15 protein-coding genes are annotated in these 19059 nt (G+C 65.2%); 8 read left to right on the top strand and 7 right to left on the bottom strand.

The window, feature by feature from the left end; translation table 11 throughout:
* Nucleotides 1–3: 3 nt before the first annotated feature.
* Both QAZ22_RS01000 and trpS read right to left on the bottom strand, forming a co-directional pair.
* Complete coding sequence (locus QAZ22_RS01000) at nt 4–495, bottom strand: universal stress protein (protein WP_126096486.1); 492 nt, start codon at nt 493–495, stop codon at nt 4–6.
* A gap of 103 nt (nt 496–598) precedes the next feature.
* On the bottom strand, nt 599–1666 hold the full coding sequence (gene trpS, locus QAZ22_RS00995) for a tryptophan--tRNA ligase (protein ID WP_278205096.1): 1068 nt from the start codon (nt 1664–1666) through the stop codon (nt 599–601).
* Nucleotides 1667–1839: 173 nt separating this feature from the next.
* Between trpS and QAZ22_RS00990 the strand changes: the two genes are divergently transcribed.
* From QAZ22_RS00990 to QAZ22_RS00980, 3 genes are all read left to right on the top strand, one after another.
* Nucleotides 1840–2466: a LysE family transporter gene (locus QAZ22_RS00990; protein ID WP_278205094.1), complete on the top strand. Its 627-nt coding sequence runs from the start codon at nt 1840–1842 to the stop codon at nt 2464–2466.
* An 89-nt stretch (nt 2467–2555) separates the two neighbouring features.
* The gene (locus QAZ22_RS00985) at nt 2556–2801 is read left to right on the top strand and encodes a type II toxin-antitoxin system VapB family antitoxin (protein WP_278205092.1); all 246 of its coding nucleotides are present in this window, start codon (nt 2556–2558) and stop codon (nt 2799–2801) included.
* Nucleotides 2801–3205, top strand: coding sequence for a type II toxin-antitoxin system VapC family toxin (locus QAZ22_RS00980; protein WP_278075279.1), 405 nt, complete (start codon nt 2801–2803; stop codon nt 3203–3205). Before QAZ22_RS00985 ends, QAZ22_RS00980 begins: the two co-directional genes overlap by 1 nt.
* On the opposite strand, the gene murJ is transcribed toward QAZ22_RS00980, so the two are convergent.
* Together murJ and QAZ22_RS00970 are read right to left on the bottom strand one after the other, a co-directional pair.
* A complete protein-coding gene (gene murJ, locus QAZ22_RS00975) occupies nt 3180–4787 on the bottom strand; it encodes a murein biosynthesis integral membrane protein MurJ (RefSeq protein ID WP_278205091.1) in 1608 nt (535 codons plus the stop codon). The two genes, QAZ22_RS00980 and murJ, sit on opposite strands and share 26 nt — an antisense overlap.
* A gap of 39 nt (nt 4788–4826) precedes the next feature.
* Nucleotides 4827–7628 (bottom strand): [protein-PII] uridylyltransferase, encoded by a 2802-nt coding sequence (locus QAZ22_RS00970; protein WP_278205090.1) that lies wholly within the window; start codon nt 7626–7628, stop codon nt 4827–4829.
* A gap of 190 nt (nt 7629–7818) precedes the next feature.
* On the opposite strand from QAZ22_RS00970, the gene QAZ22_RS00965 reads away from it, so the two are divergent.
* The 4 genes from QAZ22_RS00965 (at nt 7819) to QAZ22_RS00950 (ending at nt 12603) form a co-directional block, all read left to right on the top strand.
* Complete coding sequence (locus QAZ22_RS00965; protein ID WP_278205089.1) at nt 7819–10329, top strand: heavy metal translocating P-type ATPase; 2511 nt, start codon at nt 7819–7821, stop codon at nt 10327–10329.
* Nucleotides 10330–10373: 44 nt separating this feature from the next.
* Complete coding sequence (locus QAZ22_RS00960; RefSeq protein WP_278205087.1) at nt 10374–10763, top strand: DUF305 domain-containing protein; 390 nt, start codon at nt 10374–10376, stop codon at nt 10761–10763.
* A gap of 141 nt (nt 10764–10904) precedes the next feature.
* The gene (locus QAZ22_RS00955) at nt 10905–11750 is read left to right on the top strand and encodes an aldo/keto reductase (protein WP_278205086.1); all 846 of its coding nucleotides are present in this window, start codon (nt 10905–10907) and stop codon (nt 11748–11750) included.
* Between the two features lie 193 nt (nt 11751–11943).
* The gene (locus QAZ22_RS00950) at nt 11944–12603 is read left to right on the top strand and encodes an MBL fold metallo-hydrolase (protein ID WP_278205084.1); all 660 of its coding nucleotides are present in this window, start codon (nt 11944–11946) and stop codon (nt 12601–12603) included.
* Nucleotides 12604–12612: 9 nt separating this feature from the next.
* On the opposite strand, the gene QAZ22_RS00945 is transcribed toward QAZ22_RS00950, so the two are convergent.
* The 3 genes from QAZ22_RS00945 to mutS form a co-directional block, all read right to left on the bottom strand.
* The gene (locus QAZ22_RS00945) at nt 12613–13182 is read right to left on the bottom strand and encodes a TetR/AcrR family transcriptional regulator (protein ID WP_278205083.1); all 570 of its coding nucleotides are present in this window, start codon (nt 13180–13182) and stop codon (nt 12613–12615) included.
* A gap of 65 nt (nt 13183–13247) precedes the next feature.
* On the bottom strand, nt 13248–13712 hold the full coding sequence (locus QAZ22_RS00940; protein WP_278205081.1) for a nuclear transport factor 2 family protein: 465 nt from the start codon (nt 13710–13712) through the stop codon (nt 13248–13250).
* A 74-nt stretch (nt 13713–13786) separates the two neighbouring features.
* The gene (mutS, locus tag QAZ22_RS00935; protein ID WP_278207758.1) at nt 13787–16513 is read right to left on the bottom strand and encodes a DNA mismatch repair protein MutS; all 2727 of its coding nucleotides are present in this window, start codon (nt 16511–16513) and stop codon (nt 13787–13789) included.
* 243 nt (nt 16514–16756) lie between these two features.
* On the opposite strand from mutS, the gene QAZ22_RS00930 reads away from it, so the two are divergent.
* On the top strand, nt 16757–19036 hold the full coding sequence (locus QAZ22_RS00930; protein ID WP_278205080.1) for an NADP-dependent malic enzyme: 2280 nt from the start codon (nt 16757–16759) through the stop codon (nt 19034–19036).
* The last annotated feature ends 23 nt before the right edge of the window (nt 19037–19059 follow it).

The following is a 19059-nucleotide window of genomic DNA, read 5'->3' as shown; positions in this document are numbered from 1 at the left end:
AAATCAGGCCAGGCTCTCGATTTCCTCGTCGGAGAGGTTCTGCGGCACCACCGTGACCGGAATGGGGAAGGCGGCGCCCCGGCCGGCCACGGCGCTCACCAGCGGGCCCGGACCTTCCTTGCCGGCGCCGGCCGCCAGCACCAGGATGGCGATGTCCTGGTCTTCCTCGATCAGCTTGTGGATCTCTTCGGTCGGCTTGCCCTCGCGCACCACCAGCTCGGGTTCGATACCGACCTTCTGGCGCACCTTGTTGGCGTAGCTGTCGAGCGCCGCGCGAGCGGTCGCGTTCGCCTCCTCGCGCATGATCTTTTCGACCCCCAGCCAATGCTGGAAATCGTCCGGCTCGATCACATAGAGCAGCACCAGCACGCCGCTGGTGCTTTGCGCCCGCTTCGAGGCGTAGGCGACGGCGCGCTCGCATTCCGGTGTGTCATCGATGATCGCCAGGAACTTGCGGCGATGCCCGGCTTCACGGCTGAGGCGTTTGGAGACCATGTCTATCTGCTCGGTATCAATTCGGCCGCAATCTGCCACCGCCACGGACCGGCGGCAAGCCGCCGGCCGGCATGGCGATGGAAGTCACGGGGCAGGAGCGCGATCAGTCCTGCAGCAGGCCAATGATGTCGCGCACCGTCTTCATCGTGCCTTCGGCGATCGCGCGGGCGCGCTCGCCGCCATCCTTGAGCACGGCGTCGACATAGGCGCGGTCGCCCTCGATGCGGCGCATCTCGGAGGCGATCGGCGCCAGCTTTTCCACCGCAAGGTCGGCCAGCGCCGGCTTGAACACGGAAAACTGCTGGCCGCCATATTCCTTCAGCACGTCGGCCTTGGAGATTTCGGCGAGGCCGGCATAGATGCCGACCAGGTTTTCCGCTTCCGGCCGGCTTTCCAGCCCTTCGAGCTCGCTCGGCAAGGGCTCCGGATCGGTCTTGGCCTTGCGGATCTTCTTCGAAATGGTGTCGGCATCGTCCGTCAGGTTGATGCGCGACAGGTCCGACGGATCGGATTTCGACATCTTCTTCGAGCCGTCGCGGAGGCTCATGATGCGCGCTGCCGGGCCGCCAATCACCGGCTCGGTGATCGGGAAATAGCCGTTCACCGTCTCCTCGCCGACCTGCATTTCGACACCGACGCCGAGAGTCGCGATGCGCTCGGAGAAGTCGTTGTTGAATTTTTGCGCGATGTCGCGGGTCAGTTCCAGATGCTGCTTCTGGTCCTCGCCCACCGGCACATGCGTGGCCCGGTAGAGCAGGATGTCGGCCGCCATCAGGCTCGGATAGGCGAGCAGGCCGAGCGAGGCGTTCTCGCGGTCCTTGCCGGCTTTGTCCTTGAACTGCGTCATGCGGTACATCCAGCCGATGCGCGCCACGCAGTTGAAGATCCAGGCAAGCTCGGCATGCTGGATGACCCGCGACTGGTTGAAGACGATGTGCTTCTTGGGATCGATGCCGGAGGCGAGGAACGCCGCCGTGATCGAACGCGTCTGATCGCCGAGGTCTTGATGGACGAGCTGCGCCGTCAGCGAATGCAGGTCGACGACGCAATAGATGCAGTCGGACTGTTCCTGGAGGGCGACGAATTTCTTGATGGCGCCGAGGTAATTGCCGAGATGCAGGTTGCCGGTCGGCTGGACGCCCGAAAAGACGAGTGGCTTGAAGGCGGTCATGATGTCCTCATGGCTTGTGGAGGGCCGTTTCGCGCGCGGCGAAAGTCTTGCGACGGCGCGCTTATGGACGAAGGTTCATGCGGGATCAAGAGGCCCGATCCATGACTTCGGTTGGCTCCAGCCAGCCGGAATTGAAGTGGCCTAGCATTGTCGTGTCGTTTGGGGTTCTCATCATGCTTTCGCATCTGCTTGCCGTGGCGTCCGTCTGGCTGGTCGCGGCGGTTTCGCCCGGGCCGAACTTCTTGATGACGGCGCGGATCGCGGTGGCGCGCTCGCGCGGCGCGGGCTTTGCCGCCGTCTGCGGCATCGGCATCGCCACCGCCATCTGGGGCGTCTGCGGGCTTGCCGGCATCAAGGCGCTTTTCCTGGCAGCACCTTGGGCCTTTGCAGCGTTGAAGCTCGCCGGCGCCGGCTACCTCATCTATTCGGGCATGAGGCTGATCGTGCTTGCCGAAAAGCGCAGCACGGCGGATGTCGCGCTGGCTGTCGACGGCAAGAAATTCTCGACCGGGCGCGCCTTCTGGATCGGTCTTGCCACCAGCCTTGCCAATCCGCGTTCGGCGCTTTCGGTGGCCAGCATCTTCGCCGTCGCCTTGCCGGCACAGCCCTCGCTGACGCTCGGCGTCGCGTCGGTCGCGCTGATGGTGGCGATCTCGGTCGGCTGGTATGCCTGCGTAGTCTGGCTGTTCGCGGCCGAAGTCGTTTCGAACGGCTATCGGCGGCTGCGCCGCGCCATCGATCGCTTTGCCGGCGGCCTGCTCATCCTGTTCGGCGCAAAGCTGGCGCTGGAGCGCGGGTAAGGTCCAGGCTGAACCGGCCCGCCGCATGTTGATTTCTTTTTGTTGCCTGCTACATTAAGTAAGCTACACAATCGATGTGGGCGCTCGCGATGACCATCAACATCAGTAACAAAGAAGCGGATAGTCTGACGCGCGCTTTCGCCAGGGTCGAAGGTGTCGGCATTACCGAGGCTATCGTGATCGCCATGCGCGAAGCCCTGGAGCGGCGCCGCAATCGCGAGACGCCGCTGGAAACGGCGGCAAGGCTGCGCGCCGAATTCGGGATCAAGCTCAGCGAGCGGGCGCGCAACCCGCTGCCGCGCTCGGTCTATGACGAGCTTTCCGGCGAGAACTGATGTTCGTCGACGCCGCCGCCATCGTCGCGATGCTGAGCAACGAAGCCGAGGCCGAGCGCTGTGCGCGGGCGGTTGTTGATACGTCGACCCCGTTCACTTCGGCGATCGCCGTGTGGGAGGCCGCGATGGCGCTCGCGCGGCCGGAAAAGCTGGCCATACCTGTTGCGAGGAGCGCGGAGATCGTGAGCCGCTTCCTTGAAGAACGGGCCATTGCCTTGCGCGAGCTTCCGCCCGCGCCCGAGGCAGCATCGCTGTCCGTCGAGGCCGCGTCGCGGTATCGCAACAACGCCATCCGTCTGAATATGGCCGACTGCTTCCACTACGCTTGCGCGCGCTACTACGCCGTTCCGATGCTCTCTACGGCCGACGAATTCAGGCTCACGGATCTGGAGACTGTTCCGTGACCGGCGGCACCGCCTTCGCCTCGCCGCGCCTGACGTTGCGGCGGATCATGCCGAAATCGGCCCCGCCGGTGCCGAAGGCGGTGATGAAGTAGAGTGCCGCCCCGCCGCCGACGAGCGCGAACAGCGTCGTCGCCTTGACCACCAGCGGTGAGCCCGGTCCGAGCTTTGCCGCGAAATAGTGCTCGGCGAAGTAGAGCGCCGCAGCCATCACCACCGCCGAAAGCACCAGCCGCGGAATGCGCTTCAACAGCGGTATGTCGCGGCCCCAATGGCCGCGCCGGATTAGCATGCCGAGCAGCATCAGCGCGTTGACCCAGCCGGCTATCGCCGAAGCGACCGCGATTCCCGGCGCGCCCATGAACGGGAAAAGTGTCAGCGCGGTGGCGACGTTCACGCCGACCGAGATGGCGGCGAAGATCATCGGCGTGCGCGTGTCCTCGCGCGCGAAATAGCCGGGCGTGAAGGCCTTGATCAGAACGAAGGCCGGCAGGCCGAGGCCGAAGATCGCCAGGATCGAGGCGACGATCGGTGTCGAGTGGTTGGCGGCGAAGGCGCCGCGCTCATAGACCAGCCGAACGATCGGTTCCGACATCACCCAGAGCGCCGCCGCGGCAGGCAGCGTCATGAACAGCGTGAACTCGACCGAGCGGTTCTGCAGGTTGGCGGCCTCGATCAGATTGCCCGATTTCAGCGCTCGCGACAGTTCCGGCAGAAGCACGATCGCCACCGCGACGCCGACGACACCGAGCGGCAGCTGGTAGATACGGTCGGCATAGGCGAGCGACGACACGGCGCTGTTCTGCCCCGAGGCGATCGCAGTGCCGATGAGCTGGTTGATCTGGGTGATGCCGCCGGTGATCGCCGCCGGCAGCGCCAGGATCAGGAGCCGCTTGACGTTCGGCGTCATCTTCGGCCGGCGGAAGCCGATCGAGATGCCGGCATGGCGCACCGCCACCCAGACGATTGCGAGCTGCACGATACCCGCCGCCAGCACGCCCCAGGAAAGCCCGAAGCCGACGTCATGCGCGTCCGCCCCATGATACCAGGCATAGCCGAGCACGCCGATCAGGATGATGTTGAGGAAAGCGGGCGCGATTGCCGCCGCGAAATAGCGGCGCAGCGAATTCAGCATGCCCGCCATCATGGCGCCCAGCGACATGCAGATGAGATACGGGAACATGATCGTCGCAAGCCGGACGGTCGTCTCGAACTTGCCCGGAATGTCGGCGAAGCCCGGCGCCACCAGGTAGCGCACGATCAGCGGCATCGCCAGTTCCATGGCGATGGTGAGCGCGAGCAGCGCCGAGAACAGCACGCCGAACACTTCCTCCGAAAAGCGCTTGGCGCCGTCGGTGCCGTGCGTCTCGATCTCCTTGGCGAAGAGCGGCACGAAGGCGGCGTTGAAGGCGCCCTCGGCGAACAGCCGGCGGAAGGTGTTGGGGAACTGGAAGGCGGCGTTGAAGGCGTCGGCGACCGGCCCGGTGCCCAGCGCCGCCGCCATCAGCATCTCGCGGCCGAAACCAAGCGCCCGGCTCATCAGCGTGCCGGAAGCGACGGTGGCGAATTTCTTGACAAGGCTCATGCGGAGGATGACTGCCTGCGGAATTGCGTCAAATGCATGTCACTCGGCCGCCGCCTTGGTCTTGCCGTTGCGTTCGGGCGCGTTGCCTTCGAGCGTATCGATCAGCCGCTTGTGGATGGTGGCCGTGCGCGTCGGGCTGTCGATCTTCTGGCCGGTGAGGTCGGTGACATAGAAGGTGTCGATGACCTTCTCGCCGAAGGTGGTGATGTGCGCGGAGGCAATGTCGAGCGACAGGTCGGAGAGCGTCCCGGTGATTTCTGACAGCAGGCCAGGCCGGTCCAGTCCCTCGACCTCGATCACGGAAAAGCGGTTCGACAGCGTGTTGCGGATCTCGGCGCGCGGCGGAATGCGGAAGGCCTTGGCGCCGCGCTTCGGCTTGGTGCGCTTCTCGATCATCTCCGGCAGCCAGCTCTTGCCTGACAGCACGTCCTCGATCAGCTTGCCGACGCGCTCGGCACGCCGGCGCTCATCCTCGTCGCGGTCGAATTCCCGGCTGATCAAGATGGTATCCAGCGCGCGCCCATCGGAGGTGGTGAAGATCTGCGCGTCGACGATGTTGCCGCCGGCAGCGGCACACGCGCCGGCAATCACCGAAAGCAGGCGCGGATGGTCGGGCGCCAGAACCGTCACCTCGGTCACCGCCTCGAACTCATGCGTCTTCACCATGGTGGCGAGCTTCTTGCCGGCCGCATCCGCCTCGCGGACGAATTCGGCGTGCCGCAACTGGTCGGGCAGGTCGACGGTGAGCAGATAATTTTCGTAATGCAGCGCGACATAGCGCTTGCGCTCTTTCGCCGGCCAGGCGGCCAGCGCCTCGGCCAGCCGCTCGCGCGCCGCCGCGGTGCGCTCGGCCCGCGATACCTCGGAAAAGCCGCCGGTCAAAAGCAGCTCGGTCTCGAAATAGAGCGTGCGCAGCAACTGCCCCTTCCAGCCGTTCCACACGCCCGGTCCGACGCCTCTGATGTCGCAGACGGTGAGGACCAGGAGCAGCTTCAGCCGCTCGACAGACTGCACGATCGAAGCAAAGTCCTCGATCGTCTTGCGGTCGTTGAGGTCGCGCGTCTGCGCCGTCATCGACATCACGAGATGGTTCTCGACCAGCCAGGCGACGGTCTCGGTGTCGGCGGCCGACAGTCCCATATGCGGGCAGATGCGCCGCGCGATCCTGGCGCCGGCTTCCGAATGATCCTCCGGCCGGCCTTTGGCGATGTCGTGCAGCAGCACCGCGACATAGAGCGCCTCGCGGCTCTTCTTCAGTCCCGGCATCAGCGAGTGGGCCAGCGGATGCACCTTGGCGCCGTCGCCGCGCTCGATTTCTGCCAGCACGCCGATGCAGCGGATGAGATGCTCGTCCACCGTATAATGGTGGTACATCGAGAACTGCATCATGGCGACGATCTTGCCGAAGTCGGGGATCAGCTTGCCGAGCAGTCCCGCCTCGTTCATGCGCCTGACGTTGAGCTCTGCATTGCGGTCCGAGGTCAGGATATCGAGGAACAGCCGGTTGGCCTCCTCGTCGCGCCTGAGCGACTTGTTGACCAGGCCGAGCGAGCGGGTGAGCAGCTTCAGCGCGTCGGGATGGAACTCCAGCCCATGCTTGTCGGCGAACCAGAACAGGCGGAGCAGGTTGACCGGATCGCGCTCGAACACCATGTCGTCGGCGATGTTGATGCGGTGGTTGTCGACAATGAAGTCGGACGTGCCGGCGAGCTTGCGCTTGCGCCGCGAGAAGGTGAGAAAGATGCGGTTGAAGCCGGGGACGTGCTTGGCCTGCTCTTCCTCGAGCGCGGCGCAGAAGATACGGGTAAGGTCGCCGACATCCTTGGCCACCAGGAAGTAGTGCTTCATGAAGCGCTCCACCGCCGACAGGCCGGGATGGGTCGTGTAGCCGAGCCGCTCGGCGATCTCGCGCTGGATATCGAAATGCAGCCGCTCTTCCGCCTTGCCGGTGAGGAAGTGCATGTGGCAGCGCACCGCCCAGAGAAAATCCTCGGCCTTCTGGAATTCGCGATATTCGGCCTCGGTGAAGACGCCTTTCTCGACCAGCTCCTCGCCGGTGCGCACGCGGTAGAAATATTTGCCGATCCAGAACAATGTCTGCAGGTCGCGCAGGCCGCCCTTGCCGTCCTTGACGTTGGGTTCGACCAGATAGCGGCTCTCGCCCGCCTTGGCGTGGCGCTCGTCGCGTTCGGCGAGCTTGGCCTGCACATATTCCGGCCCGGTAGTGCGCACCACCTCATGGTCGAAGCGGGTGAGCAATTCCTCGTACAGTTTGTGCTCGCCCCACAGGAAGCGCGCTTCCAGGATCGAGGTGCGGATGGTGATGTCGGTGCGCGACAGCCTCAGGCATTCCTCGATGTTGCGGGTGGCGTGGCCCACCTTCAGCCCCATGTCCCACAGCATGTAGAGCATGTATTCGACGATCTGCTCGCCCCACGGCGTCTGCTTGTAGGGAAGCAGGAACAACAGGTCGATGTCGGAGCCCGGCGCCAGCGTGCCGCGCCCGTAGCCACCGACTGCCACGACCGCCATGCGCTCGGCCGCGGAGCGGTTCTTGACCCGGTAGACATGCGTGGCGGCGAAGTCGTAGAGCGCCCGGATCAGCTCATCCATCAGATGCGACAGCCGCTCGGCGCAGGCATTGCCGCCGCCATCCTCTTTCAGCATCGCCTCGGCGATCTTTCGTCCCTCGCCAAGCCTGCCCTTGAGCAGCTGCAGGACGGCTGTGCGCGTGGTCTTGCTTGAGCCGTCGCCGGCGCTCGCCGCCGTCAGCGCGGTCAGGTCGCGCCGCAAGGCGTCGCCGTCGATGATTTCGTCGAGTTTCAGGGAAATCTTTGCCATTCGGCGGCGTCTATAGCGCGTTTTCTCAACGCTGTGTATGGGGGCGGCGGCCGTGTTTCCAAAGGCTTACATTTGATGCAGCGCAAGGCCGGGCGACCGGAATTTCGAAAAATCGAAACCGACCCTTGACCTTCCAGTAACTGGAAGGACTACCTCCGCCTCAATTTCGAGACTTCCGAGGTATTTGCTCATGACCCATTCCGACCATCACCACCATCATGCGCACGGTGCATCCTGCTGTTCCGCAAAGGATACCGCGCCTGCCGCCGAAGCGGTGATTCGCGATCCGGTCTGCGGCATGACGGTCGATCCGGCCGCCGCAAAGCCGACGGCCGAGCATGGCGGACGGACATTTCATTTCTGCAGCGAGCGCTGCCGCACGAAGTTCCAGGCCGATCCGGAAACATATCTGACGGCAACCGATCCCGTCTGCGGCATGAGTGTCGACCGCGCGAGCGCGAGGCATTTCGTCCGCCACGAGGGGCAGGGCTTCTATTTCTGCTCGAGCAGCTGCAAGGGCAAGTTCGAAGCCGAGCCGGCAAAATACCTCGCCGGCCGGCCGGAACCGCAGCCGATGCCGAAGGGCACGCAATACACCTGCCCGATGCATCCCGAGATCATCCGCGACAAGCCCGGCTCCTGCCCGATCTGCGGCATGGCGCTGGAGCCGATGGGCGTGCCGACCGGCGATGAGGGTCCGAACCCGGAGCTGGTGGATTTCACGCGGCGCTTTTGGATAAGCGCGGTGTTGTCCGTGCCTTTGCTTGTCTTCGCCATGGCGCCGATGCTGGGTGCCAGTTTCGAAAGCTTCATCGATGGCCGGGCGAAGACATGGGCGGAACTGGCGCTGGCAAGCCCGGTGGTGCTTTGGGCGGCGTTTCCGTTCTTCCATCGCGGCTGGGACTCGATCCTGAACCGCAGCCCCAATATGTGGACGCTGATCTCGCTCGGCGTCGGCGCCGCCTATCTCTACAGCGTGGTCGCCGTGCTGTTCCCCGACATCTTCCCGCATCAGTTCCGCGGCCATGATGGCACCGTGCCGGTCTATTTCGAAGCCGCCGCCGTCATCGTCGCGCTGGTGTTCCTCGGCCAGGTGCTGGAATTGCGCGCCCGCGAGCGCACGGGATCGGCCATCCGCGCCCTGCTTGACCTCGCTCCGAAGACGGCGCGCCTGATCGGCGCCGACGGGTCCGAAAAGGATGTGCCGCTGGACAGCGTCAACACCGGCGACAAGCTCCGCATCCGCCCTGGTGACGCCGTCCCGGTCGACGGCATCGTGCTGGAAGGACGCTCGTCGATCGACGAATCGATGATCACCGGCGAGCCGCTTCCGGTGGAAAAGACCGAAGGCGATCCTCTGACCGGCGGCACGCTCAACAAGAACGGCTCGCTGGTCATGCGCGCCGAGAAGGTCGGCGCCGAGACCACGCTGTCGCGCATCGTCGAGATGGTCGCCAAGGCGCAGCGTTCGCGCGCGCCGATCCAGGGGCTGGCCGACCGCGTGTCCTTCTATTTCGTCCCGGCCGTGGTGCTGGTGGCCGTCGTTGCCTTCATCGCCTGGGCGGTCTATGGGCCCGAGCCCAGCCTGATCTTCGCCATCGTCTCGGCGGTGTCGGTGCTGATCATCGCCTGCCCCTGCGCGCTGGGGCTTGCCACGCCGATGTCCATCATGACAGCGACCGGGCGTGGCGCGCATGCCGGGGTGCTGATCAAGGAAGCTGCGGCGCTGGAGCGTTTCGCTTCGGTCGACACGCTGATCGTCGACAAGACCGGCACCTTGACCGAGGGCAGGCCGCGTCTGACGGACGTGGTCGCGGCCGCGGGCATCGATGAGGATGATCTGCTGTCGCTTGCCGCCACCCTCGAAAAAGGCTCTGAACACCCGCTCGCCGAGGCGATCGTCGAGGGTGCCGCCGAACGCGGCGTCAAGCTTGCCGATGCCGAAAACTTCGAGGCAATCACCGGCAAGGGCGTTGCCGGCACGGTATCCGGCAAAAAGGTCGCGCTCGGCAATGCGGCGATGATGGCCGACCTTGCCATCGACACCGCTCCGGTATCCGCCAAGGCGGAAACGCTGCAGGCCGAAGGCAAGACGGCGATGTTCGTTGCCGCCGACGGCAAGCTCGCCGGCCTCGTCGCCGTCGCCGATCCGGTCAAGGCCACCACGGCCGAAGCGATCAAGGCGCTGCACGACAAGGGCCTGAGGATCATCATGGCGACCGGCGACAACGAGCGCACGGCAAAAGCGATCGCCGGCCGGCTCGGCATCGACGAGGTGCGTGCCGGCCTGCTGCCGGACGAAAAGGGCGCGCTGGTCGACGAGCTGCGCGCTCACGGCGCCGGCGTCGCCATGGCCGGCGACGGCGTCAATGACGCCCCGGCGTTGGCCGGCGCCGATGTCGGCATCGCCATGGGCACCGGCGCCGACGTCGCGGTCGAAAGCGCCGGCATCACGCTGGTCAAGGGCGACCTCAACGGCATCGTCAGGGCTCGCACGCTGGCCCAGGCGACGATCCGCAACATCCGCCAGAACCTGTTCTTCGCCTTCCTTTACAACGTGCTCGGCGTGCCGGTCGCCGCCGGCGTGCTCTATCCGCTCACCGGCACGCTGCTCTCGCCGATGATCGCGGCGGCGGCGATGAGCCTGTCGTCCGTCTCCGTCATTTCCAACGCCTTGCGGCTGAGAACATTGAAACTCTGAGCGAAGCTCCCAGATACGAAAATCCAATCGCAAAGGAGACCTGAATGACCCTGGCCAAGAAGATCGTGCTGCTGCTGATGGCGGCGGGAATGCTGCTCGCGGTGTTCCTCGAAAGCGTTCCGGCGCGGACCGAGGAGATGAAGCACGACATGTCGGGCATGGCGATGGGCGCGGATAGCCCCGCCACCGCTGGCTACAAGGCGGCGATGGACAAGATGCACGGCGACATGATGATCGAGTACACCGGCAATGCCGATGTCGACTTCGTGCGCGGCATGATCCCGCACCATCAGGGTGCGATCGACATGGCCAAGGTGGTGATCGCCAACGGCAAGGACCCGGAGATCCGCAAGCTCGCCGAGGGTGTCGTCAAGGCGCAGGAAGCCGAGATCAAAGAGATGCAGGACTGGCTTGCCAAGCATCCCGTGAAGTGATCGTTCCGCTCCGGTATCCGGACGAAGCGAGGACTTCGGTCTGGATTTGCAGGCATGGTTGTGCTGCGATCCGGCTTCACGCGGAGCAAGCCCCCCATGTCTTCCAAGCCCATGTCTTCCAAGCCAATCTCTTCCAAGTCCATGTCTTCTGAAATCAGAACCACCACCCTACCGTCCGGCGAAGCCGTTCCGGTGCTCGGTCAAGGCACATGGAAGATGGGTGAGGATCGGCGCCGCCGCGCCGATGAGGTCGCGGCGCTGAAGCTCGGGCTGGACCTCGGCGTCACGCTCGTCGATACGGCGGAGATGTATGCCGGCGGCGGTGCCGAGGAGGTGGTGGCGGAGGCCATCGCCGGGCGTCGCGACGAGACTTTTCTGGTGTCCAAGGTGCTGCCGACCAATGCCTCGCGCGCCGGCGTGAAGCGGGCCTGCGAGAACAGTCTGAGGCGACTGGCGACCGACCGCATCGATCTCTATCTGCTGCATTGGCCGGGCAGCGTGCCGCTGTCGGAAACGATCGAGGCCTTCGAGGCCTTGAAGGCGGCCGGCAAGATCCGCCATTGGGGCGTCAGCAATTTCGACACCGACGAGATGGAGGAACTGGTCGGCCTGCCCTCGGGCGCCAACGTCCAGACCAACCAGATCCTCTACAACCTCTCGCGCCGCGGCCCGGAATTCGACTTGGCGCCCTGGAGTCTCAAGCGCGGCATCCCGCTGATAGCCTATTCGCCGGTCGAGCAGGGCGCCCTGGCGCGCAACGCCAGGCTCGACGCGGTGGCCGGCCGCCACAACGCCACGGCCGCGCAGGTCGCGCTCGCCTGGGTGATGGCCCAGAAGGGCGTCATCGCCATCCCGAAGGCCAGCCGCCAGGAGCATGTCCGCCAGAACGCCGCCGCGCTCGATATCGCTCTGACGGCGGAAGACCTTGCCGAGCTCGACCGCGCCTTCCCGCCGCCGACGCGCAAGCGCGGCCTGGAGATGATCTAACGAAACCGCACTTCGGATTTTGCGACTGAACCGAGAGCACGCGTTGGAACGAATTTCAGCCGGACCTCGTCACACAGCCTATAAAATCGGCGACATGACGGTCACGTCGCTGCGCGACGGCCATGTCGACATGCCGGTCCGGCGACTGCGCCAGCCGGGAGACAAGCCCTTCGGCGACGATCTTCCCTCGCAGGTGCCGCTCTTCGACGGCGCCTTGAGATTGTCGGTCAATGCCTTTGCCATTGACGACGGCGAAGAAATCACGCTCATCGATACGGGATCCTCGAATGCTTGGCGTCCGACGATGGGCTTTCTGCCGCGGGCGCTGAGCGAGGCGAAGATCGCCGTCGACCGGATACGCACGGTTGCCTTTACACACACGCATCTCGACCATATCCACGGGCTCATCCGTCCGGATGGCCGGGACGGCTTCCCGCAGCTCGCCCGCTTGCTTGTCCCTCGGCCTGAACTCGACATGTTCCGGTCGGTAGCGAGGTTGAGCCGCTTCCATGATCGGGCAGAGCCTTTGGACCCTGGCCAGCGCCTGAGCGCGAACATCGAGGCGATCGCCGCTCCCGGCCATGAAATCGGCCATACCTGCTTTCGCGTCACGAGCGGCGGCGAAACATTGTTGGTCTGGGGCGACCTCGTGCATGTGCCGTCGCTTCAGTTCGATCGGCCGGAGGTAGCATGGGAGTTCGACGCCAACCAGGACCGGGCGCGGACAACCCGGCTGCGCATCCTGGATCTTGCGGCGGACAGCGCCTGGTGCGTCGCAGGAGCACATCTCGATTCACCGGGCGTCGGCAAGGTTTCCCGAACCGAAACAGGTTTCCGTTTCGAACCCTTGTAGGGTGCTTGGCTAGACCTCGGCCGGCAGCCCGAGCCGCACCCGCAGCCGCCGCAAGGCCCTTGAGAATACATCGAGGTCATTGGCGGCCCGGGCAAGCGTAAGTGCGCCCTGGATGGCGGCGACGGCTTCCTCGGCAAGCTCGCTGGCCTCGCCCGGTCGGAGTCCGGATCGCGCGAGCGCTTCGGCGAGACGCGCGACCCAGCGGCCGAAATAATCCCTTATTTGGCCGGTGAAGAGGTCGCGCGATTCATCCAGCGCGAAGGCGCCGATAAGGCAAACGCGCCGTCCCGAGCGGAAATAGCTGTCCGTCGCTTCGAGCATGTGCCCGATCCCGGCCCGCGGATCGGCGCTGTCGCGCAACGGCGCAAAGACATTGTCCTCGAACCAGCCATTGATATGGGCAATGACGGCCCTCGCCATCTCCTCCTTGCCGCCGGGAAAGAAGTGATAGAGGCTTCCCTTGCCCAGCCTCGTCGCCTCGCCGATCAAGGCCAGGCTGGCGCCCTCATAGCCATGCTCACGGAAAACCTCGGCCACGATCCCCAGCAACTGGTCGCGATCTGGAGCGATGCGTCGCATGCTTAGCGTTCTTGTTTGAGCATGATCTTTTCCAAAAACCGCTACACACTTTTTGGGATCATGCTCTAAAGCCCGAGTTCCGAAAGACCGGGATGGTCGTCCGGCCGACGGCCGAGCGGCCAATGATATTTCCGCTCACGCTCCGTGATCGGCAGGTCGTTGATGCTTGCCACGCGGCGACGCATCAGCCCGGCCTCGTCGAATTCCCAGTTCTCGTTGCCGTAGGAGCGGAACCACTGGCCGCTGTCGTCGCGCCATTCATAGGCGAAGCGCACGGCGATGCGGTTTTCGTTCCAGGTCCACACTTCCTTGATCAGGCGATAGTCCAGCTCGCGCGCCCATTTGCGCTTGAGGAAGCCGACGATCTCGCCGCGGCCTGAGATGAATTCCGCCCGGTTCCGCCAGACGCTGTCCTCGGTGTAGGCGAGCGAAACCCGCTCCGGGTCGCGGCTGTTCCAGGCATCTTCCGCGAGCCGCGCCTTTTGCGCGGCCGTTTCGGCCGTGAAGGGCGGCAATGGCGGACGGCTCATCTTGATCTTCTGGCCTCGTTCGGTCGGTCCGATATTGTACCGAACGGTACAATTAGTCAACGAAGGGGCAGGTGTTATTGCTTTGTCGCCAGTCCCTTTAGCCGATACAGTGCCTCCAGCGCCTCGCGCGGCGTCATTTCGTCCGGATTGATCGCTCCGAGCGCTTCGCCCAGCGCGTCGTTCTTAGCCGGCTTAGGCGCTTCGCGTTTCACCGCCACGGAAAACAGCGGCAGGTCGTCGACCAGCCGGTTGGCCTTGCCCGAGACCTCGCCTTCCTCCAACTGGTGCAGCACTTGCCTGGCGCGTGCCACCACCGCTTCCGGCAGGCCGGCGAGTCGTGCCACCTGCACGCCATAGGAGCGGTCGGCTGCGCCCTTGCCGACCTCGTGCAGGAAGACGACGTCGCCTTCCCATTCCTTGACCCGCATGGTGACGTTGGAGAGCCGCGACAACTTGCCGGCCAGCGCCGTCATCTCGTGGAAATGGGTGGCGAAGATCGCCCGGCAGCGGTTCTTCTCGTGCAGATATTCGACCGCCGCCCAGGCGATCGACAGGCCGTCGAAGGTAGCGGTGCCGCGGCCGATCTCGTCGAGGATGACGAGCGCCCGCTCGCCCGCCTGGTTGAGGATCGCCGCCGTCTCGACCATCTCGACCATGAAGGTCGAGCGGCCGCGCGCCAGATCGTCCGAAGCGCCGACGCGCGAGAACAGCCGGTCGACGACGCCGATATGGGCGCTCTCGGCCGGCACGAAGGAGCCGGTCTGGGCAAGGATGGCGATCAGCGCGTTTTGCCTGAGGAACGTCGACTTGCCGCCCATGTTCGGACCGGTGAGCAGCCAGATGGCGCCCGCCTTCGCGCCGCCTTCCGGCGAGAGGTCGCAGTCATTGGCGACGAATGGCCCCTCGCCGGAACGCCTGAGCGCCTGTTCCACGACCGGATGCCGCCCGCCGGAAATCTCGAAGGCGAGGCTGGCATCGACCGCCGGTCGGCACCAGCCTTCGCTCTCGGAAAGCAGTGCCAGCGCCGACGACACGTCGAGCACGGCGAGCGCCTCGGCGCCGGCGCGGATGCTGTCCGCCTCGCCGACCACCTCCGCCGTCAGTCGGTCGAACGCGGCAAGCTCGATGCCGAGCGCCCGGTCGGCGGCATTGGCGATCTTCGATTCCAGCTCGGCCAGTTCCGTCGTCGTGAAGCGCATGGCGTTGGCCATGGTCTGGCGATGGATGAAGCGCGCCTTGGCCGCATCGCTGCCGGTCATGATCGAGTGATGGTTGGCCGTCACCTCGATATAGTAGCCGAGCACGTTGTTGTGCCGGATCTTCAACGAGCGGATGCCGGTCTCCTCGATCAGCGAGCGCTCCAGCCCGGCGATCACTTTTCGCGACTCGTCGCGCAGCGCCCGCATCTCGTCCAGTTCGGCATGATAACCGGAGCGCACGAAGCCGCCGTCGCGCTTGATGAGCGGCAGCTCGTCGTCGAGTGCTTCGCTGAGATGGCGGGCCAGCGCCTCGGGCAAGGCCTTGATCGCCGCGAGCGCCGCGGCGAGCTCTGCGGGCAGGTCCGTCGCCGCGAACAGCCCGGCAATCGCCGCCGCCGCCTCGAAGCCGGCGCGCAGCCCGCCGAGGTCGCGGGGGCCACCGCGGTTGAGCGCCAGCCGGGATAGCGCTCGCGGCATGTCGGCGACGCTTTTCAGGTTCGCACGCAAGCCTTGGCAAAGCTGCGTCTCGGCCCGGAAGAACGAGACCGAATCCAGTCTTGCCGTGATCGCCGCCGGATCGGTCAGCGGCGCCATCAGCCGGTCGGCAAGCAGCCTTGCGCCGCCGCCGGTCACCGTGCGGTCGATCGCCTTGAACAGCGAGCCGTCGCGGCTGCCGGACAGCGTGCGCAGGAGTTCCAGATTGGCGCGTGTCGCCGGATCGATGAACAGCGTCGAGCCGCTCTCCTCGCGCTCGGGGCGCGACAGCGGCGGCCGCTCGGCCTTCTGCGTCTTCTCGACATAGGCGATGGCGCCCGAGATCGCCGACAGCTCGGCGCGCGAGAAGGTGCCGAAACTGTCCGGCGTCGCCACATCGAAGAAGCGGGCGATGCGGCCCGTGGCCGACGCTGAATCGAACAGCGACGGCGGCTGCGGGTTGGCGACCCGTCCGAGCACGTCGAAGACCGGCCGCAGCTCCGGGTCGTGGAACACCGGCTCGGCGACGATCAGCTCGCGCGGATCGACGCGGAAGATGTCGGCAAGCAGCCGCTCCGCCGTCGTCTCGGCGACGCGGAAAGCGCCGGTCGAGATGTCGATCCAGGCCAGCGCGAAACTGCCCTGGCTGGCCGCATTGCCGCCTCTCACCCGCCCCAGCGCCATCAGAAAGCTCGATTCCGAGGGCGCGAGCAGCTTGTCCTCGGTGATGGTGCCGGGCGTGACCAGCCGCACCACGTCGCGGCGCACCACCGATTTCGAGCCGCGTTTCTTGGCTTCGGCCGGATCCTCGATCTGTTCGCACACCGCAACGCGAAAGCCTTGCGCGATCAGCTTCTGCAGATAGTCGTCCGCCGCATGCACCGGCACGCCGCACATTGGAATGTCGTGGCCCTGGTGCTTGCCGCGCCGGGTCAAAACGATGCCGAGCGCCTGGCTAGCCTTCTCGGCGTCGTCGAAGAACAGCTCGTAGAAATCGCCCATGCGGTAGAAGAGCAGCGAATCCGGGTTCGCCGCCTTGATCTCGATATACTGCTCCATCATCGGCGTGACGGTGCCCATGGCGGGCGCCGGCGTCGTCGTTTCCTGCGCGTCGGGGTCGGTCGGCATGTGCATGTTCATGCCGGAACGCTAGCAGATGTGACAACGCGGTTTAATGCCGGGCGCTCGAAAAGCAGGGGAAACCGCGAGCCTGCTGCCAATTGAGCCTCGGCAATCCCTGGGCCCGTGCGCCTTGAAGCAGCTTCGCCGGGCTTGTCGGTTTACAGTGGCCGCGTGTAGCCTTAATTCGGGAATCCATAAGAAAGCACCCGTCCCAAGCGGTGCCGCACAGGCGAGGAAATCAAGAGCATCATGGCCAGGAAAACCGAAAACAGCGGGCCCTCCGTCAGCGCGCAGGAGGCGCTCGAATTCCACGCCATGGGGCGGCCAGGCAAGCTGGAGATCGTCGCCACCAAGCCGATGGCCACCCAGCGCGATCTCAGCCTCGCCTATTCGCCGGGCGTCGCCGTTCCCGTGCGCGCCATCGCCGAGGATCCGAGCCGCGCCTTCGATTATACCGCGCGCGGCAACATGGTCGCCGTCATCTCCAACGGCACTGCCATTCTCGGCCTCGGCAATCTCGGCGCGCTGGCCTCGAAGCCGGTGATGGAAGGCAAGGCGGTGCTGTTCAAGCGCTTCGCCGATGTCGATTCCATCGACCTCGAAGTGGCGACCGAGGATGCCGAGGAGTTCATCAACTGCGTGCGCTTCCTCGGGCCCTCCTTCGGCGGCATCAATCTCGAGGACATCAAGGCGCCGGAATGCTTCATCATAGAGCAGCGCCTGCGCGAGCTGATGGACATCCCGGTCTTCCATGACGACCAGCACGGCACCGCCATCATCTCTTCCGCCGGGCTGATCAACGCGCTGGAGATCACCGGCCGCGACATGAAGACCACGAAGATGGTCTGCAACGGCGCCGGCGCCGCCGGCATCGCCTGCATCGAATTGATGAAGGCGATGGGCTTTTCGCCGGAAAACATCATCCTGTGCGACACCAAGGGCGTGGTCTTCCAGGGCCGCACCGAAGGCATGAACCAGTGGAAGTCGGCGCATGCGGTCAAGACCGAGGCGCGCAGCCTGGCCGAGGCGCTGGACGGCGCCGACGTTTTCCTCGGCCTCTCCGCCAAGGGCACGCTGACACCCGCCATGGTGCAATCCATGGCCAAGAACCCGATCATCTTCGCCATGGCCAATCCCGATCCGGAGATCACGCCCGAGGAAGTGGGCGAGATCCGCACCGATGCCATCATGGCGACCGGCCGATCGGATTACCCGAACCAGGTCAACAATGTCTTGGGCTTCCCCTATATCTTCCGCGGCGCGCTCGATGTCCGGGCCACCACCATCAACGACGAGATGAAGATCGCCGCCGCGCGCGCGCTGGCCGAGCTTGCGCGCCAGGATGTGCCGGACGACGTGGCGGCGGCCTATCAAGGCAACCGGCCGAAATTCGGTCCCAACTACATCATTCCCGTGCCGTTCGATCCGCGCTTGATCTCGGCGATCCCGCTGGCGGTGGCCAAGGCCGCGATGGACTCGGGCGTTGCCCGCAAGCCGATCCTCGACCTCGACCGCTATGCGCAGGAGCTGTCCGCCCGCCGCGATCCGATCGCCTCGACGCTCCAGCGCATCTACGACCGCGTCCGCCGCCAGCCCAAGCGCATCGTCTTCGCCGAGGGCGAGGAAGAGCAGGTGATGCGCGCCGCCGTCTCCTATGCGAACCAGAAGCTCGGCACCGCGATCCTGCTCGGCCGCGACGACGTCATCAAGGAGAACGCGCGCAACGCCGGCATCGACCTCAACAAGCAGGGCCTCGAGATCATCAATGCCAGGCTGTCGCGCCGCAACGGCATCTACACCGACTATCTCTACGAGCGCATGCAGCGGAAAGGCTTCCTGTTCCGCGACTGTCAGCGCCTGATCAACAACGACCGCAACCATTTCGCCGCCTGCATGGTGGCGCTGGGCGACGCCGACGGCATCGTCACCGGCGTGACGCGCAACTATTCCACCGCGCTCGACGACGTGCGCCGCGTCATCGACGCCAAACCCGGCCATCGCGTCATCGGCGCCTCGATCGTGCTCGCGCGCGGCCGCACCGTGATGATCGCCGACACCGCCGTGCACGACATGCCGAATGCCGAGCAGATCGCCGACATCGCCGAGGAGGCCGCGGGCTTTGCCCGCCGCATGGGCTATGAGCCCAGGCTCGCCATGCTCGCCTATTCCACCTTCGGCCACCCGCAGGGCGAGCGCTCGGAGCGGATACAGGAGGCGGTGCGCATCCTCGACAAGCGCCGCGTCGATTTCGAATATGACGGCGAGATGGCCGCCGACGTGGCGCTGAACCCTCGCGCCATGGCGCAGTATCCATTCATCAGGCTCACCGGTCCGGCCAATGTGCTGGTGATGCCGGCATTCCACTCGGCCTCGATCTCGACCAAGATGCTGCAGGAGCTCGGCGGCTCGACCGTCATCGGCCCGCTGCTGGTCGGCCTGAACAAGCCGGTGCAGATCGTCTCGCTCAACGCCAAGGATAGTGACATCGTCAACATGGCGGCGATCGCGGCCTATACGGCGGGGAATTGAACCTTCAGCCCAGACAACAAAAA

It is taken from the genome of Mesorhizobium sp. WSM4906, from assembly GCF_029674625.1.
GTDB lineage: Bacteria > Pseudomonadota > Alphaproteobacteria > Rhizobiales > Rhizobiaceae > Mesorhizobium.
Note: the sequence above shows the minus strand (reverse complement) of the source record. Positions and strands in the feature narration are given on the sequence as shown.

Coding starts and splice junctions, on each gene's coding strand:
- QAZ22_RS01000 (WP_126096486.1), bottom strand. CDS start 495: ATGGTCTCCAAACGCCTCAGCCGTGAAGCCGGGCATCGCCGCAAGTTC.
- trpS (WP_278205096.1), bottom strand. CDS start 1,666: ATGACCGCCTTCAAGCCACTCGTCTTTTCGGGCGTCCAGCCGACCGGC.
- QAZ22_RS00990 (WP_278205094.1), top strand. CDS start 1,840: ATGCTTTCGCATCTGCTTGCCGTGGCGTCCGTCTGGCTGGTCGCGGCG.
- QAZ22_RS00985 (WP_278205092.1), top strand. CDS start 2,556: ATGACCATCAACATCAGTAACAAAGAAGCGGATAGTCTGACGCGCGCT.
- QAZ22_RS00980 (WP_278075279.1), top strand. CDS start 2,801: ATGTTCGTCGACGCCGCCGCCATCGTCGCGATGCTGAGCAACGAAGCC.
- murJ (WP_278205091.1), bottom strand. CDS start 4,787: ATGAGCCTTGTCAAGAAATTCGCCACCGTCGCTTCCGGCACGCTGATG.
- QAZ22_RS00970 (WP_278205090.1), bottom strand. CDS start 7,628: ATGGCAAAGATTTCCCTGAAACTCGACGAAATCATCGACGGCGACGCC.
- QAZ22_RS00965 (WP_278205089.1), top strand. CDS start 7,819: ATGACCCATTCCGACCATCACCACCATCATGCGCACGGTGCATCCTGC.
- QAZ22_RS00960 (WP_278205087.1), top strand. CDS start 10,374: ATGACCCTGGCCAAGAAGATCGTGCTGCTGCTGATGGCGGCGGGAATG.
- QAZ22_RS00955 (WP_278205086.1), top strand. CDS start 10,905: ATGTCTTCTGAAATCAGAACCACCACCCTACCGTCCGGCGAAGCCGTT.
- QAZ22_RS00945 (WP_278205083.1), bottom strand. CDS start 13,182: ATGCGACGCATCGCTCCAGATCGCGACCAGTTGCTGGGGATCGTGGCC.
- QAZ22_RS00940 (WP_278205081.1), bottom strand. CDS start 13,712: ATGAGCCGTCCGCCATTGCCGCCCTTCACGGCCGAAACGGCCGCGCAA.
- mutS (WP_278207758.1), bottom strand. CDS start 16,513: ATGCCGACCGACCCCGACGCGCAGGAAACGACGACGCCGGCGCCCGCC.
- QAZ22_RS00930 (WP_278205080.1), top strand. CDS start 16,757: ATGGCCAGGAAAACCGAAAACAGCGGGCCCTCCGTCAGCGCGCAGGAG.